The following is a 16005-nucleotide window of genomic DNA, read 5'->3' on the forward strand; positions in this document are numbered from 1 at the left end:
CGGCCGCTCGGCCGAAGATCATGAGCGGTACTCTGCCCTGTCAACTGAGCTTCTCCACAACTGCAATGGGGCGGATACGCGCATGATGGGACCGGCACACTCACTGTCAGGGGCTGCGGCCTGGCTGGGGGTGGGCGCCGCGGCGGCGGCCACCGGCCACAGCATGCCGTGGCCGGTACTGGTGGTCGGCGCGCTGATCACCGCGGGGGCCGCGCTCGCCCCCGACCTGGACCACAAGGCCGCGACGATATCGAGGGCGTTCGGCCCGGTCTCGAAGCGGATGTGCGAGATCGTCGACAAGCTGTCGTACGCCGTCTACAAGGCGACGAAGAAGCCCGGCGACGCCCGCAGGAGCGGGGGGCACCGCACCCTCACGCACACCTGGCTCTGGGCCGTCACGATCGGCGCGGGCGCGTCCGGGCTGGCGCTCGTGGGCGGGCGCTGGGCGGTGCTCTTCATCCTCTTCGTGCACCTGGTCCTCGCGGTGGAGGGGCTGCTGTGGCGGGCCGCGAGGATGTCGAGCGACATCCTGGTGTGGCTGCTGGGGGCGACGTCCGCGTGGAATCTCGCGGGCATCCTGGACCAGCCGGGCAACGGCTCGGACTGGCTGTTCACCGCGCCCGGCCAGGAGTACCTGTGGCTGGGCCTGCCGATCGTGCTGGGCGCGCTGGTGCACGACATCGGCGACGCGCTGACGGTGTCGGGCTGCCCGATCCTGTGGCCGATCCCGCTGGGGCGGAAGCGGTGGTACGCGCTGGGTCCGCCGAAGCCGATGCGCTTTCGCGCGGGTAGCTGGGTGGAGCTGAAGGTTCTGACGCCGGTGTTCATGATCCTGGGAGCGGTGGGGGCGGCGTCGGCGCTGGGGGTCTTTTAGCGGTCGCGCTTCTTGTTTTGTCCTCGCGCCGGACGGGCGTCTGCGCGGCGGTGGTGGGCGCGGCGTCTTGCGTGTCCTTGCGCTGGACGGGCGTGTGCGGCCCGGTGGTGGGCGCGCCTTACTACTTGTCCTCAATCGCCGGACGGGCTGGGTGTGTCGTGGTGACGGGGGGCGGGGCCTGCGGAGGTACGTATGTCCGGACTGCATGTTTTACGGCGCGTGCGAGGTCTTGTTTTGTTGACGGTAGCCATGCGCCACAAAACACGCTTTACGTCCGGACACACGCACCTCCTCCGACCCCGCCCCCCTCACGCCGGGGGTGAACTGAACGACCCCGCCCGCCCCGGGGACCCTGCGGTCCGTTGCGCGGGCGCGGCTCACTGATGTCCTCAAACGCCGGACGGGCTGGGGTGTGCCCCCGCGCGGCGCGCCGGTGCGGGTCAGGGTCGTCCTCAAGCGCCGGACGGGCTGGGGGGGGCGTCCGGGCGGGCCTGGGTTGCCGACAGCGCGGCTTACTGATGTCCTCAAGCGCCGGACGGGCTTGAAGTGCCCCGGTGCGGGTCCGGGCTGCCTGCCGCCCCGCCCCGGAGCGGGTCGGGTAGTGACGCGGGCCTGGAAGGGGGACGGGCAGGGGTCGTGTCCGGAACGTAAAGCGTGTTTTGTGTCGCATGGCGATCGTCAATCAATACGACTGGTCGCACGCGACGTAAAACATGCAGTGCAGGACACGACCCCTGACCGGCCCCCGGCGACAACCCGCGCCAGAAAACGCGGCCCGCAGCGGGCAAAATCAAGCCCGTCCGGCGATTGAGGACATCAGTAAGCCGCGCCCACCACCGGGGCGCACACGCCCGTCCGGCGCGAGGACAAGCAGGGAAGCCGCGCCGCCCACCGGGGCGTAGGCGCCCGTCCGGCGTGAGGACAACCCTGACCGCGGCGCGGTCATCGCGGCGGGGGCCCCACCACCACCCGCAACTCCAAAAGCGCCTCGCGCAAGAACGACGACAACGCTCCCCCCTCAGCCCGTAGCCACCGCTCAAACCCCACCTTGAACACCGCCACCCCCACCTCCGCCACCAAGCTCGCCGCCGCCTCACCCACCCCCCGCCCCCGCAACGTCGTCGACAGCGCCGCGGTCAGCGTCGCCAGTTTGATCAGCTCGCGCTCCTGAAGCTCCACGTTCGCCGCGATGACCGCCTGGCGCCGCCGCGCGAACTCGTGCCGGTCCGCGAAGAAGTCCGAGAGCGCCTCCAGCGTCGACGCCATCGCGTCCATCGGTCCGACCGCCGCCGGAACAGCCGCCAGGGTCTCCACGAAGGCCCCCTCCAGCAGCTGGGCGCCCCCGAACAGCACCTCGCGCTTGTCGGCGTAGTGGCGGAAGAACGTCCGCTCGGAAAGACCCGCGCGTTCCGCGATCTGCGCGGCCGTCGTCTGCTCGAAACCCCGCTCGCTGTACAGCTCCAGCGCGGCCCGCTCCAGCCTCCCGCGTGCGTCGGGCTCCCATCGGCTCATGCCTCGATCCTACGCGATGGCAGTCACTGACATCGAGTGTTACGTTGGTGGTGATGGCAGTGACTGACATCGACGGTCACGGCATCGACATCGACCCTGGAGGTCTCCCATGCGTGTGTTCCTCACCGGCGCGTCCGGCTGGATCGGCTCCGCCGTCGTCCCCGAACTCCTCGGCTCCGGCCACAAGGTCCTCGGCCTCGCCCGCTCCGACGCCTCGGCAGACGCCCTCACCCGGGCCGGCGCCGACGTACTGCGCGGCACGCTCGACGATCTCGACATCCTGCGCGACGCGGCCAAGGCGTCCGACGGCGTGATCCACCTCGCCTTCAAGCACGACATCGCGTTCAGCGGTGGCTTCGAGGACGCCGCCGACGCGGACCGCAGGGCCGTCGACATGTTCGGCGACGTACTCGCCGGGACCGGCCGCCCGCTCCTCATCGCCTCCGGCACGCTCGGCCTCGCGCCGGGGCGGTTCGCCACCGAGCGCGACGGCCAGGAGTCCGTCACCGAGGGCGCCCACGCTCCCGGCCCCGCGAGGCGGCTCGCGACCGCGCAGGCCACGACCGCTCTCGCGGACCGGGGCGTGCGCTCGTCGGTCGTACGGCTGGCTCCGACCGTCCACGGCGACGGGGACCAGGGCTTCCTCGCCACGCTGGTCGCCATCGCCCGCGAGAAGGGCGTCTCCGGCTACGTCGGTGACGGCGCCCAGCGCTGGCCCGCCGTGCACCGCGCCGATGCCGCCCACCTCTTCCACCTGGCGCTGGAGAACGCCCCGGCGGGCTCCACCCTGCACGCCGTCGCGGACGAAGGCGTGCCGATCAAGGCGGTCGCCGAGGTGATCGGGCGCCACCTGGGCCTGCCCGTGGTCTCGGTCCCCCCGGACGAGGCGGCCGGGCACTTCGCCTGGATGGCCTCGTTCCTCGCCCTGGACAGCCCCACCTCCGCCGCCCACACCCGGGACCTGCTGAACTGGCACCCGACCCATGCCGGCCTCCTCGAAGACCTGGACGAGGGCCACTACTTCACCACCACAACCACCTGACACCTCCCCCCGGGCCCCGGGGCCCGTCCGCGAAGCGCCCCCCACTCCACGGACCCGCCCCGCACCCGAGGCGGGCAAATCCAGCCCGTCCGGCGTTTGAGGACAACACCCCGGCCGCCAAGCCAAGCGCGCCCCCCACGGGCACCCGCGCCGGGCGAATTCAAGCCCGTCCGGCGTTTGAGGACAACACTCCGGCCGTCAGGCCGGGCCCGCCCCGCACGGGCACCCGCAGCGGGCGAAATCAAGCCCGTCCGGCGCTTGAGGACAAAAGCCGGCCGCCGCCAAGCCGGGCGCCCCGCGCCCCACCGCACCGTCAGCCATGCCAAGACCGCCACAACGCCGCATACGCCCCCTCCGCCGCCACCAGCTCGTCATGGCTCCCCAGCTCGCTGATCCGGCCCTCCTCCACCACCGCGATGACGTCCGCGTCATGCGCGGTGTGCAGGCGGTGGGCGATCGCCACCACCGTACGGCCGTCCAGCACCCGCGCCAGCGACCGCTCCAGATGCCGCGCCGCCCGCGGGTCCAGCAGGGAGGTCGCCTCGTCCAGGACCAGCGTGTGCGGGTCCGCCAGGACGAGGCGGGCCAGGGCGACCTGCTGGGCCTGCGCCGGGGTCAGCGTCGTACTGCCCGACCCGACCTCCGTGTCCAGGCCCCCGCCGAGCCCCCGCGCCCAGCCCTCCGCGTCGACCGCGCCCAGCGCCCCCCACAGCTCGGCGTCCGACGCGTCCGTGCGGGCCAGCAGCAGGTTGTCGCGCAACGACCCGACGAACACGTGGTGTTCCTGGTTGACCAGCGCCACATGCCGCCGCACCCGCTCGGCCGGCATCCGGGACAGCTCCGCCCCGCCGAGCGTGACACTGCCGGTCCTGGGCCCGTAGATGCCCGCGAGCAGCCGCCCCAGCGTGGACTTGCCGGCCCCCGACGGGCCGACCAGCGCGAGCCGGGTGCCCGGCGGGACGTCCAGCGTCACCCGGTGCAGGACGTCCACCCCCGCCCGGTACCCGAAGCGCACGTCGTCCGCGCTGACGGTCCTGCCGTCCGGGACGACCGACTCGTCGCCCCCGGCCGGCTCGATGTCCCGCACGCCGACGAGCCGCGCGATCGACACCTGGGCGACCTGGAGTTCGTCGTACCACCGCAGGATCAGCCCGACCGGCTCGACCAGCATCTGGGAGAGCAGCGCCCCCGTCGTCAGCTGTCCGACGGTGATCCAGTCCTGGAGGACGAACACCCCGCCGATCATCAGGACGGACAGGAAGATCGTCGTATGGGTGAGGTTGATGACGGGGAAGAGCACCGACCGCAGCCAGAGCGTGTACCGCTCCCACGCCGTCCACTCCTTGACCCGCTGCTCCGACAGGGCGACGCGGCGCGCGCCGAGGCGGTGCGCCTCGATCGTCCGGCCCGCGTCGACGGTTTCCGCGAGCATCGCGGCGACCGCGGCGTACCCGGCGGCCTCCGAACGGTACGCGGACGGCGCCCGTTTGAAGTACCAGCGGCAGCCCGCCACCACCAGCGGCACCGCGACCAGCACGGCGAGCGCCAGCGGCGGAGCGGTGACCGTCAGGGCGCCGAGCAGCAGCGCCGCCCACACCACACCGATCGCCAGCTGCGGCACGGCCTCCCGCATCGCGTTCGCCAGCCGGTCGATGTCGGTGGTGATCCGGGACAGCAGATCGCCGGTCCCGGCCCGCTCCAGCACGCCCGGCGGCAGCCCGACCGCCCTGACGAGGAAGTCCTCCCGCAGATCGGCGAGCATCTCCTCGCCCAGCATCGCCCCGCGCAGCCGTACCAGCCGGGTGAAGACCGTCTGGACGGCCAGCGCCACCGCGAACACCACGGCGACGCGCTCCAGGTGCAGGTCGCGCGCCCCCTCGGAGAGATCCTCGACCAGCGAGCCGAGCAGGTACGGACCGACCATCGACCCGACGACCGCGACCGCGTTGACCGTGACGAGCAGGACGAACGCCCGGCGGTGGCGGCGCAGCAGCTCCCGCACATAGGCCCGTACGGTCGCGGGCGTCCCGACGGGCAGGGTGGCCGCCGATTCCGGGGCCGCCGGGTCGAACGCCGGGGGAGACAGGCCGATCATGCCGATTCCTCGATCTCTTCCCGGGCCCGCGCGGACGCCGGTGTCAACTCGTCTTGTACGGAGAGCTCTTCGCTCTCCGGCTCCGTCTCGCGCGTCACGACCGCGCGGTACCGCGCGTCGGTCCGTACCAGCTCACGGTGGCCGCCCACCGCGGCGACCGCCCCCTCGTGGACGAACACCACGCGGTCCGCGCTGTCCAGCAGCAGCGGCGAGGACGCGAACACGATCGTCGTACGACCGGCCCGCAACTCCTTGACGCCCTGCGCGATCCGGGCCTCCGTGTGCGAGTCCACGGCGGACGTCGGCTCGTCCAGGACGAGCACCTCCGGGTCCGTGACCAGCGAACGGGCCAGCGCGAGCCGCTGGCGCTGGCCACCGGACAGCGAGCGCCCGCGCTCGGTGATGCGCGACGACATCGGGTCGCCGCTGCCGTCCACGGACGCCTGCGCGAGCGCGTCCAGCACGTCCGCGCACTGCGCGGCCTCCAGCGCCTTCCCGGCGTCGACCGCGCCGGAGGCAGGCACGTCCAGCAGCTCGGTGAGCGTGCCCGACAGCAGCACCGGATCCTTGTCCTGTACGAGCACACTGGCCCGCGCCGCGTCGAGCGGAAGGTCGTCCAGCGCCACCCCGCCGAGCAGCACCGACGGGCTCTTCTCCTCCTCGGCCGCGTGCCCGCCCAGGCGTTCGGCGAGCAGCCCCGCCGCGTCCGGGTCGCCGCACACCACGGCGGTCAGCAGTCCCGCCGGGGCGAGCAGCCCGGTCGCCGGGTCGTAGAGGTCCCCGGTCGGCCGCGCGTCGTCGAGGCCGCCGCGCTCGTCGTCGTACGACGTCCGCTCCAGCGACAGCACCCGCGCCGCGCGCTTCGCGGAGGGCCGCGAGAAGGAGTACGCCATGGCGATCTCCTCGAACTGGCCCAGCGGGAAGAGCAGCAGCGTCACCGCGCTGTAGACGGTCACCAGCCCGCCGACGCCGATCCGCCCGTCGAGCGCGAGGTGCGCGCCGTACCAGACCACCGAGATCAGCAGGATGCCCGGCAGCAGGACCTGGACGGCCGAGATCAGCGACCACATCCGCGCGCTGCGGACGGCGGCCCTCCTGACCTCCTGGGACGCGGCGCGGTAGCGCCCGAGGAACAGCTCCTCGCCGCCGATGCCGCGCAGGACCCGCAGTCCGGCGACGGTGTCCGAGGCCAGTTCGGTGGCCTTGCCCCCCTTCTCGCGCTGGATGTCGGCGCGCTGGGTGGCCACGGGGAGCAGCGGCAGGACGGCCAGCGCGAGCACCGGCACCCCGGCGGCGACGATCCAGCCCAGCTCGGGCAGGTACAGCGGCAGCCCCACGCAGATCAGGATGATGGCGAGGGCGGCGGCCAGGAAGCGCGACAGCGCCTCCACGAACCAGCCGATCTTCTCGACGTCCCCCGTGGAGACCGCCACGACCTCCCCGGCGGCGACCCGGCGGGTCAGCGCCGAGCCCAGGTCGGCCGTCCTGCGGGCGAGCAGCTGCTGGACGCGGGCGGCGGCGGTGATCCAGTTGGTGACGGCGGTGCGGTGCAGCATCGTGTCGCCGAGGGCGATGGCGGCGCCGCACAGCGCGATGAGGCCACCGGCCCACGCGAGGCGCCCGCCGGAGCGGTCCACCACGGCCTGGACGGCGAGCCCGGCACCGACCGGGAGACCGGCGATGCCCAGGTGGTGCAGCAGTCCCCAGGCCACGGCCTTGAGCTGCCCGCCGAGCTGGTTGCGTCCGAGCCACAGCAGGAACCGGGGGCCCGACCGCGCGTCGGGAACCCCTGGATCGGGATACGGAAGATCGCGAATCTGCATGACGTCCCATGACTGGTGGAGTGGCGCAAACCGTGCCAGGTTCGCCCTCGCGCCCGGCCCGGAGCAATCGATTTTCTCCGGGACGAGCGGAATCGAGCCATCCGCTCTGTCGGGGAACGGGGTCAGCAGCGGGAGCCGGCCGTCCCGTCGACCAGGGTCGCCAGCAGCCCGCCCAGCGTCTCGCGCTGTTCGCCGGTCAGCGGGGCCAGGATCTCCGTGGCGGCCGAACGCCGGGCCAGCCGCAGCGACTTGAGCGTGGCCGTGCCCGTGTCGGTCAGCTCGATCCGTACCACTCTGCGGTTGGTCGGATCCGGGGCGCGGCGGACCCAGCCGCTCGCCTCCAGACCGTCGACCAGGGTGGTGACCGCGCGGGGGACCACTTCCAGGCGCGCGGCCAGATCGGCCATGCGGGGCGGGGTGTCGTACATCGCGACCGTGCGCAGCAGTCTCGCCTGCGCGGGCGTGATACCGATCGGTTCCAGCTGCCGTTTCTGGAGGCGGTGGAGCCGCCGGGTCAGACGCAACAGCTGCTCGGCCAGCACGCCGTCGGGATCGGGGGTGTCCATGGCGGAATAATATCAGGACCACGCTCATTGTGAACACAGGTAACTATCGGCTATGCTCAAGGATGTCACGACACCCCTCTCGAAGGAGCCCATGAACCCGCACGCCCCCACCTGGACACCCTCGCCGGCCCCCGAGGCCGGCCGGCCCGCCCCCGGCGGTCCCGGCGCCGAGGCGCCGGGCCGGGAACCCCCCGCCGAGCTGCGGCGCATCTTCCGTCTCTTCCGCCCCTACCGCGGCCGTCTCGCCGTCGTGGGGCTGCTCGTCGGCGCCTCGTCGCTGGTCTCCGTCGCCTCGCCGTTCCTGCTGCGCGAGATCCTCGACACCGCCATCCCCGAGGGACGTACGGGCCTGCTGAGCCTGCTCGCCCTCGGCATGATCCTCACCGCCGTCGTCAACAGCGTCTTCGGCGTGCTCCAGACCCTCATCTCCACGACCGTCGGCCAGCGCGTCATGCACGACCTGCGCACCGGCGTGTACGCCCAGCTCCAGCGCATGCCGCTCGCCTTCTTCACCAGGACACGGACCGGCGAGGTCCAGTCGCGCATCGCCAACGACATCGGCGGCATGCAGGCGACCGTGACCTCCACCGCGACCTCCCTGGTCTCCAACCTCACGGCCGTCATCGCCACGGTCGTCGCGATGCTCGCCCTGGACTGGCGGCTCACGCTCGTCTCGCTGCTCCTCCTGCCGGTCTTCGTCTGGATCAGCCGACGTGTCGGCCGCGAGCGCAAGAAGATCACCACCCACTGCCAGCGCCAGATGGCCACGATGGCGGCCAACATCACCGAATCGCTCTCCGTCAGCGGCATCCTCCTGGGACGCACGATGGGCCGGGCCGACTCGCTCACGAAGGCGTTCGCCGACGAGTCCGAGCAGCTCGTCGACCTGGAAGTGCGGTCGAACATGGCCGGACGCTGGCGCATGTCGACCATCGGGATCGTGATGGCCGCCATGCCGGCGGTCATCTACTGGGTCGCGGGCCTCGCGCTGCACGAGAGCGGCACGGCCGTCTCCATCGGCACACTCGTCGCCTTCGTCTCGCTCCAGCAGGGCCTCTTCCGCCCGGCGGTGAGCCTGCTCTCCACCGGTGTGCAGATGCAGACGTCCCTCGCGCTCTTCCAGCGCATCTTCGAATACCTCGACCTGAAGGTCGACATCACCGAGCCCGACGAGCCGGTCCGCCTCGCCAAGATCGGCGGTGAGGTCCGCTTCGAGGGCGTCGACTTCAGCTACGAGGGCAAGGGCGGCCGGACGCTGAGCTCCATCGACCTGACGGTCCCGGCCGGCGGCAGCCTCGCCGTGGTCGGGCCCACGGGATCCGGCAAGTCCACCCTCAGCTATCTGGTGCCCCGGCTGTACGACGTGACCGGCGGCCGGGTCCTCCTGGACGGGGTGGACGTACGGGACCTGGACTTCGACACCCTCGCCCGCGCGGTCGGCGTCGTGTCCCAGGAGACGTACCTCTTCCACGCCTCCGTCGCCGAGAACCTGCGCTTCGCCAAGCCGGACGCCACGGACGAGGAGCTGGAGACGGCCGCCAGGGCCGCCCAGATCCACGACCACATCGCCTCGCTGCCCGACGGGTACGACACCCTCGTCGGCGAGCGCGGGTACCGCTTCTCCGGCGGCGAGAAGCAGCGCCTGGCCATCGCCCGGACGATCCTGCGGGACCCGCCCGTCCTGATCCTGGACGAGGCCACCAGCGCGCTGGACACCCGTACGGAACAGGCGGTGCAGCAGGCCATCGACGCGCTCTCCGAAGGACGTACCACCCTCACCATCGCCCACCGGCTCTCCACGATCAGGGACGCGGACCAGATCGTGGTCCTGGACGCGGGGCGCGTCGTGGAGCGGGGCACCCATGAGGAGCTGCTGCGGGAGGACGGCCGGTACGCGGCGCTGGTCCGCAGGGACACGCGGCCCGCGGGGGCCGGGGAGACCCTGCCCCCGGCGGAGGACCTGGCGTCGCTCGCGCCCTAGGCCCTCTGTCCTGCCTCTACCGTGTCGCCGCTCCCCACGTGCCGTGATCGGTGATCACCGCGGGTTAGCGTGCCCGTATGACGTACGACCCTTCGAGGCGCCGGCCGGGGCGCCGTCCCCGGCTGACGCGCCGGGGCCGGCTGGTCCTCATGATGGGCGCCGTCCTGGTCATCGCCGTCGCGGTGCTGGTGCCCGTCCTGGTCGAGCGGGGATCCGACGGCCCGGGACCGGCCACGCTGGTCGTCCCCGAGGGACGGCGGGCCGCGCAGGTGTACGCCTCCGTCGACCGCGTCCTCGGCATGCCGGCCGGCACCACGCGCGAGAAGGCCGCGTCCGTACCGCTCGACCTCCCGGAGACGGCGGGGGACAACCCGGAGGGCTACCTCTTCCCGGCGACGTATCCGGTGGACTCGGAGAGCACCCCCGCCAGCCTGCTGAGCTTCATGGTCAACACAGCGAACCAGCGGCTGGGCGACCACCGCGTCAGTACCGGCGCCCAGCTCCACCACGTGACCGTCTACCAGGCCGTCACCATCGCCAGCATCGTGCAGGCCGAGGCCGCGACGGCCACCGACATGGGCAAGGTCGCCCGCGTCATCCACAACCGGCTGGCCCGGGGGATGGCGCTCCAGATGGACTCGACCATCAACTACGCGCTCAACCGGAGCAGCCTGGACACCACGTACCAGGACACCGGGGTCGACAGCCCGTACAACACGTACGAACGCAAGGGACTGCCCCCGACCCCGATCGGGAACCCGGGGGACGAGGCGCTGGACGCGGCGGTGCATCCGACGCGGGGGAACTGGCTCTACTTCGTCACCGTGGCGCCGGGGGACACCCGCTTCACGGACAGCTTCGCCGAGCAGCAGCGGAACGTGGCGGAGTTCAACGCGAACCGCCGGGCGGCCAGTCGTAGCAGCTAAGGAGCTGTCCCCGGGGTACCGGCCGAGGGGCTGTCCCCAGGGCTCACACCGACTCGGGCACCCGCGCCAGGAGCCGCCTGATGTCCCGTACGGCCGCCCGGCCCGCCCGGTTCGCGCCGATGGTCGAGGCCGAAGGCCCGTACCCGACCAGATGGACCCGCTCGTCCCGTACGGCCCTGGTCTCCTCGACACGGATGCCGCCGCCCGGCTCCCGCAGCCGCAGGGGCGCCAGATGGTCCACGGCCGCCCGGAAACCGGTCGCCCAGAGGATCACGTCGGCCTCCACCGCCCGGCCGTCGTCCCAGGCCACGCCGGTCGGGGTGATCCGGTCGAACATCGGCAGCCGGTCCAGCACCCCCTCCTCGCGCGCCTTCGTGATCGCCTCGTTCACCGGCAGCCCGGTCACGGACACCACGCTCTGCGGGGGAAGGCCCTGGCGGACCCGTTCCTCCACGAGGGCGACGGCCGCCCGGCCCTGCTCCTCGCCGAACGGGCCCTCGCGGTAGACGGGCGGCCGCCGGGTCACCCACGTCGTGTCCGCCGCCACCTTCGCGATCTCGATCAGATGCTGGGTCCCGGAGGCACCGCCGCCCACCACGACCACCCGCAGGCCGGCGAACTCGCCGGGGCCCGGGTAGTCCGCCGTGTGCAACTGCCGTCCCAGGAAGGTCTCCTGGCCGGGATAGCGCGGCCAGAAGGGCCGGTCCCAGGTGCCGGTGGCATTGATCAGGGCCCGCGCCGACCAGATCCCCTCGGACGTCTCGACCCGCAGCCGCCCCGCCCCGCCGTCGGATGGCGTGGAACCTTCCCGTACGGCGGAGGCGTCGCGTACCGCCGAGACGTCCACCGGCCGGTGCACCCGCAGACCGAAGCAGCTCTCGTACGCGGCGAAGTAGGCGGCGATCACCTCGGAGGAGGGCCGGTTGTCGTCGGCCGCCGCCGTGGTCAGCTCCATGCCGGGCAGCGAGTGCATGCCGTGCACCCGGCCGTACGTGAGCGACGGCCACCGGAACTGCCACGCCCCGCCCGGGCGCGGGGCATGGTCGAGCACCACGAAGTCCCGGTCGGGCTCCAGACCCGACCGGCGCAGATGGTAGGCGCCGGACAGACCCGCCTGCCCGGCGCCTATGACCACCACATCGATGTCCCGTACGCCGAAGTCGCTCACGTCCACAGCAACAGCCGGGCGACGAGGGATCTTCCCGCCTCAGCGGCCCCCGGACACCAGCAGCGGCGCCCCGCCGCCCGCCCCGCCGCCCGCCGCGCCGGGCAGGGGCGCCAGCTCGGCGAGCAGCCCCCGCCGCGCCAGCTCCGGGGTCACGCCCTCCCCGAACCAGTACGCCTCCTCCAGATGCGGGTAGCCGGACAGCACGAAGTGCTCGATCCCCAGCGCGTGGTACTCCTCGATCCGGTCGGCGACATCGCCGTGGCTGCCCACCAGCGCCGTCCCGGCACCACCCCGTACCAGCCCGACCCCCGCCCACAGGTTCGGCGCGATCTCCAGCTGGTCACGGGTGCCGCCGTGCAGCGCGAGCATCCGCTGCTGCCCGACCGACTCGCTCCTGCCGAGCGCCTTCTGCGCGGCGGCGACCGTCTCCGGGTCGAGGTCGTCCAGCAGCCGGTCCGCCGTCGCCCAGGCGTCCCTCGCGGAGTCCCGCGAGATGGTGTGCATCCGGATGCCGAAGCGGACGGTACGGCCCTGCTCCTCGGCCAGCCCCCGGATCCAGTCGATCTTCTCCTTCACCTGCGCCGGGGGCTCGCCCCAGGTCAGGTAGACGTCCGTGTGCGCGGCGGCGACCGGGCCCGCGGCCGCCGACGAACCGCCGAAGAAGACGGGCGGCAGCGGGTCGGGCGGCAGCGCCGTCAGCCCGCCCTCGACCTGGTAGTGCTCGCCGTCGAAGTCGAACGGGCGCCCGCCCCACACACCCCGTACGACCTGGAGGAACTCCGCCGTCCTGGCGTAACGCCGGTCGTGGTCGAGAGGGTCGCCGAAGCGCCGCTGCTCGGTGGAGTCACCGCCGGTCACCACGTTGAGCATCAGCCGGCCGCGGGTGATGCGCTGGTACGTGGACGCCATCTGCGCCGCCAGCACGGGGGAGATCACCCCGGGCCGGAACGCCACCAGGAACTTCAGCCGGTCGGTGTGCTGGGACAGCGCGACCGTCGTCAGCCAGGCGTCCTCGCACCAGGTGCCCGTGGGGGTCAGCACGCCCTCGAAACCGAGGCGTTCGGCCGCCTTGGCGATCTGCGCCAGATAGTCGACGTCGGGTGCGCGGATCCCGGTCACGGCGGTGTTCCCGGTACGGGTGATGCCACCGTCGGTGTACGCGTGCCGGTCCACGAGGGTCCGCCCGTCCCCGCCCGTCGGCAGGAACCAGTGCAGATGGATGCTCATCAGGAGGGGGCCTTTCCGTAACTGCGCGCCGGGGAGGTCGACGGCGGCAGGGAGTCGTTGAAGCGGTCGTCCACGAAGTCCGCGAAGTCGAAGCGGCCCGGGATGAGTTCGAGATCGGCGAAGCTGTCGGCGATCTCCTGCTCGGAGGCGATCGCGGCCTCGTCGAGGGCGACCGGCACGCGGGTGCCGTAACTCCGCCTCACCGCGTCGAGGGCCACGTCGTACGGCAGTCCGGTGTCCTTCGCCCAGACCTTCGCCCACTCCTCGGGGTGCTCGAAGACCCAGTCCTGCGCCCGGCGCAGCCGCGTGACGAAGTCGTCGATCGCCTGCTCCTTCTCCCTGTCCCGGAGCGCGGCGGGGGCGGCGACCTGGAAGTTGAGGCCGTTCACCACGCCGCGTCCGGTGGTGAGCACCCGCCCCTTGCCGCCGCGCAGGACCTGTGAGGTGTACGGGTCCCAGACCGCCCACGCGTCGATCTTGCCGCTGGTGAAGGCGGCGAGCGCGTCGGCCGGCTGCAACAGCGTGACCTTGATGTCGTCCGGCGTCAGACCGGCCTGCCTGAGCGAGGCGATCAACTGGTAGTGCGCCGAGCTGCCTTGGGCGACCGCGACCGTCCTCCCCCTGAGGTCGCTCGTCTTCTTCAGCGGCGAGTTCTCGGGGACGAGGATGGCCTCGCCGGCTGAGTCGCCGTGGGTGGCGGCCACGACGGTGATCTTCGACTTGGCGCCCGCGGCGAAGACGGGCGGGGTGTTGCCGACGCTCCCGATGTCCACGGCACCGGCGTTGACGGCTTCGAGCAGCGGCGGTCCTGAGGTGAAGGTGGACCACTTCACGCGGTAGGGCAGGTCGTCCAGTTCACCGGCGGCGCGCAGGACGGCTTCCGAACCCCCCTTCTGGTCACCGACGTTGAGAGTCACGGACCCCTTGCCGTCGGTGTTGCCGCCGCCACCGAGGCCACCGTCCGAGGTGTCGCCGGCGGCGGAGGAGCAGGCGGAGAGGAGGAGGGTGAGGGCGACGGGGAGGAGGGCGAAGGCCAGCCCTCGCGGCCTACGCGGCATTGCTCGTCCCGGTGGTGGCGGTGCTCGTCCCGGCGGCCGCCGGTTCGTCGACGCCCAACTCCGTGAGCAGCCGCGTACGCAACGCGGCGAAGGCGGGATCACCGACGGAGCGCGGCCGGTCCAGGGCGACCTCCGTCTCGTACGCGATCACACCGTCCCGCATCACCAGCGCACGGTCGGCGAGCAACAGGGCCTCCTCCACGTCATGGGTCACGAGCAGCACCGCGCAGCCGCGCCGCTGCCACAACTCGGCCACCAACCGCTGGGCCTTGATACGGGTCAGCGCGTCGAGCGCGCCGAACGGTTCGTCGAGCAGCAGCAGATCGGGCTCCCGTACGAGCGCCCTGGCCAGCGAGGCGCGCTGGGCCTCGCCGCCGGACAGCGTCTTGGGCCAGGCGCCCGACCGGTGCCCGAGTCCGACCTCCTCCAACGCGCCCTCGGCGACGGCCCGTCCGGGACTGCCGTCGAGGCCGAGCAGCACATTGCGCCAGACCCGTTTCCACGGCATCAGCCGGGGCGACTGGAACGCGACCGCACGCCGCTTCGGTACGAGCACGGTCCCCTCGATGTCGCGGTCGAGGCCGGCCAGGATCCGCAGGAGGGTCGACTTGCCGCAGCCGCTGCGGCCGAGGAGCGCGGTGAACTCGCCCGCGCGCAGGGTGAGATCGAGCCGGTCGATCACCGGACGGCTGTCGAAGGCCCGGGTGAGCCCCGTGACCCGGACGGCGGTGTCGCCGCTCACGTCGTTCGCGCCATTCAAGCCGTTCACGCGGTTCACGTGGTTCACCGGCCCTTGAAGGTGGGTCGCCATTGCAGCAACAGCCTTTCGAGAGTGCGGACGACGGCATCGGCGAGCAGGCCGAGGAAGGCGTAGACGACCAGGCAGACGACGATCACGTCGGTACGGAAGAACTCCCTGGCCTGGTTCATCAGGAAGCCGATGCCGGCGTCGGCGTTGATGGACTCGCCGAAGACCAGGGCCAGCCAGGCGGTGGCGAGCGAGTACCGCAGCCCGGTCATCGCGCCGGGCAGGGCGCCCGGCAGGATGACGTGCCGGACGAGCCCCCACCGTCCCAGCCCCAACGACTGCCCGGCCTCGATGAGTTGCTCGTCGACACCCCGGATCCCGGCGTACACGTTGAGGTAGAGGTGAAAGGCGACGCCGAGCGCGATGAGCGCGATCTTCGGCGCCTCGCCGATGCCCAGCCAGATGATGAGGAGCGGGATCAGCCCGATGAACGGCACGGTCCGCAGCATCTGTACGGTCGCGTCGATCAGGTCCTCGCCGAGCCGCGAGAGCCCGGACGCGAGGGCGAGGGCGGTCCCGGCGACCCCGCCGATCAGCAGTCCGACGGCGACCCGCTGGAGCGAGACGCCCATCGCGGTCGGCAGGGTGCCGTCCGCGATGAGATCCCCGGCCGACCGGGCGACGGACCCGGGCGAGGCGAGGGTGTCGGGGTGCAGGACGCCGGTCGAGCTGAGCACCTGCCAGAGGACGAGGAGCAGCAGCGGTCCGACGGTCCTGCGCAGCCAGCGCGGGACGGAGCGCGGGGAGGAACGTTTCCCCGGGCCGGCGGCGGGGACAACCGCCTCCAGCTCGGGTGGTTTTGCCCCGGCCGGGGCGACGGGAAGGTCCGGTGGGGCATGATCGACGGTCATGACGGCTCCACGGGCAGGTGGGGGAGAGGGCCGTACGGGAAAACGCCTCGACGCCCCCTGACCACGCACGACGG

At 72.4% G+C, this 16005-nt stretch carries 13 protein-coding genes; 4 read left to right on the forward strand and 9 right to left on the reverse strand.

Annotated elements, in window-relative coordinates:
* The first annotated feature begins 82 nt into the window (after positions 1-82).
* Complete coding sequence (locus tag ACIODU_RS14770) at positions 83-874, forward strand: metal-dependent hydrolase (RefSeq protein ID WP_356430863.1); 792 nt, start codon at positions 83-85, stop codon at positions 872-874.
* A 942-nt stretch (positions 875-1816) separates the two neighbouring features.
* On the opposite strand, the gene ACIODU_RS14775 is transcribed toward ACIODU_RS14770, so the two are convergent.
* Positions 1817-2386, reverse strand: a complete 570-nt coding sequence (locus tag ACIODU_RS14775) for a TetR family transcriptional regulator (RefSeq protein ID WP_401767602.1) — start codon at positions 2384-2386, stop codon at positions 1817-1819.
* 109 nt (positions 2387-2495) lie between these two features.
* Here ACIODU_RS14775 and ACIODU_RS14780 point away from each other — a divergent pair, with 109 nt between their 5' ends.
* Positions 2496-3428: an SDR family oxidoreductase gene (locus tag ACIODU_RS14780; protein WP_401767604.1), complete on the forward strand. Its 933-nt coding sequence runs from the start codon at positions 2496-2498 to the stop codon at positions 3426-3428.
* A gap of 313 nt (positions 3429-3741) precedes the next feature.
* Here ACIODU_RS14780 and ACIODU_RS14785 read toward each other — a convergent pair whose 3' ends face one another.
* The 3 genes from ACIODU_RS14785 to ACIODU_RS14795 form a co-directional block, all read right to left on the reverse strand.
* Entirely contained in the window at positions 3742-5523 is a 1782-nt protein-coding gene (locus ACIODU_RS14785) for an ABC transporter ATP-binding protein (protein ID WP_401767606.1), read from the reverse strand.
* The gene (locus tag ACIODU_RS14790; RefSeq protein ID WP_401767608.1) at positions 5520-7346 is read right to left on the reverse strand and encodes an ABC transporter transmembrane domain-containing protein; all 1827 of its coding nucleotides are present in this window, start codon (positions 7344-7346) and stop codon (positions 5520-5522) included. Before ACIODU_RS14790 ends, ACIODU_RS14785 begins: the two co-directional genes overlap by 4 nt.
* Positions 7347-7468: 122 nt before the next feature.
* Positions 7469-7912, reverse strand: a complete 444-nt coding sequence (locus tag ACIODU_RS14795) for a MarR family winged helix-turn-helix transcriptional regulator (RefSeq protein ID WP_401767610.1) — start codon at positions 7910-7912, stop codon at positions 7469-7471.
* 91 nt (positions 7913-8003) lie between these two features.
* Here ACIODU_RS14795 and ACIODU_RS14800 point away from each other — a divergent pair, with 91 nt between their 5' ends.
* Positions 8004-9893, forward strand: a complete 1890-nt coding sequence (locus ACIODU_RS14800; protein ID WP_401767612.1) for an ABC transporter ATP-binding protein — start codon at positions 8004-8006, stop codon at positions 9891-9893.
* Between the two features lie 77 nt (positions 9894-9970).
* The gene (gene mltG, locus ACIODU_RS14805) at positions 9971-10819 is read left to right on the forward strand and encodes an endolytic transglycosylase MltG (protein WP_401767614.1); all 849 of its coding nucleotides are present in this window, start codon (positions 9971-9973) and stop codon (positions 10817-10819) included.
* 43 nt (positions 10820-10862) lie between these two features.
* Here the strand turns inward: mltG and ACIODU_RS14810 are convergent, their stop codons facing one another.
* The 5 genes from ACIODU_RS14810 to ACIODU_RS14830 are packed head-to-tail and all read right to left on the reverse strand — an operon-like array spanning position 10863 to position 15931.
* On the reverse strand, positions 10863-11987 hold the full coding sequence (locus tag ACIODU_RS14810; protein ID WP_401767616.1) for an NAD(P)-binding domain-containing protein: 1125 nt from the start codon (positions 11985-11987) through the stop codon (positions 10863-10865).
* 39 nt (positions 11988-12026) lie between these two features.
* Positions 12027-13214 carry an LLM class flavin-dependent oxidoreductase gene (locus ACIODU_RS14815; protein ID WP_401767618.1) on the reverse strand — a complete coding sequence of 396 codons (1188 nt, stop codon included), beginning with the start codon at positions 13212-13214 and terminating at the stop codon, positions 12027-12029.
* Positions 13214-14272 carry an ABC transporter substrate-binding protein gene (locus ACIODU_RS14820; protein WP_401767620.1) on the reverse strand — a complete coding sequence of 353 codons (1059 nt, stop codon included), beginning with the start codon at positions 14270-14272 and terminating at the stop codon, positions 13214-13216. The genes ACIODU_RS14815 and ACIODU_RS14820 overlap by 1 nt, the downstream gene beginning before the upstream one ends.
* Positions 14262-15083, reverse strand: coding sequence for an ABC transporter ATP-binding protein (locus ACIODU_RS14825; RefSeq protein WP_401767622.1), 822 nt, complete (start codon positions 15081-15083; stop codon positions 14262-14264). The genes ACIODU_RS14820 and ACIODU_RS14825 overlap by 11 nt, the downstream gene beginning before the upstream one ends.
* Positions 15056-15931: an ABC transporter permease gene (locus ACIODU_RS14830; protein WP_401767624.1), complete on the reverse strand. Its 876-nt coding sequence runs from the start codon at positions 15929-15931 to the stop codon at positions 15056-15058. The genes ACIODU_RS14825 and ACIODU_RS14830 overlap by 28 nt, the downstream gene beginning before the upstream one ends.
* Positions 15932-16005 lie beyond the last annotated feature (74 nt).

The sequence above is a fragment of the Streptomyces sp. NPDC088261 genome (genome assembly GCF_044740805.1).
In the GTDB taxonomy this organism is placed as follows: Bacteria; Actinomycetota; Actinomycetes; order Streptomycetales; family Streptomycetaceae; genus Streptomyces.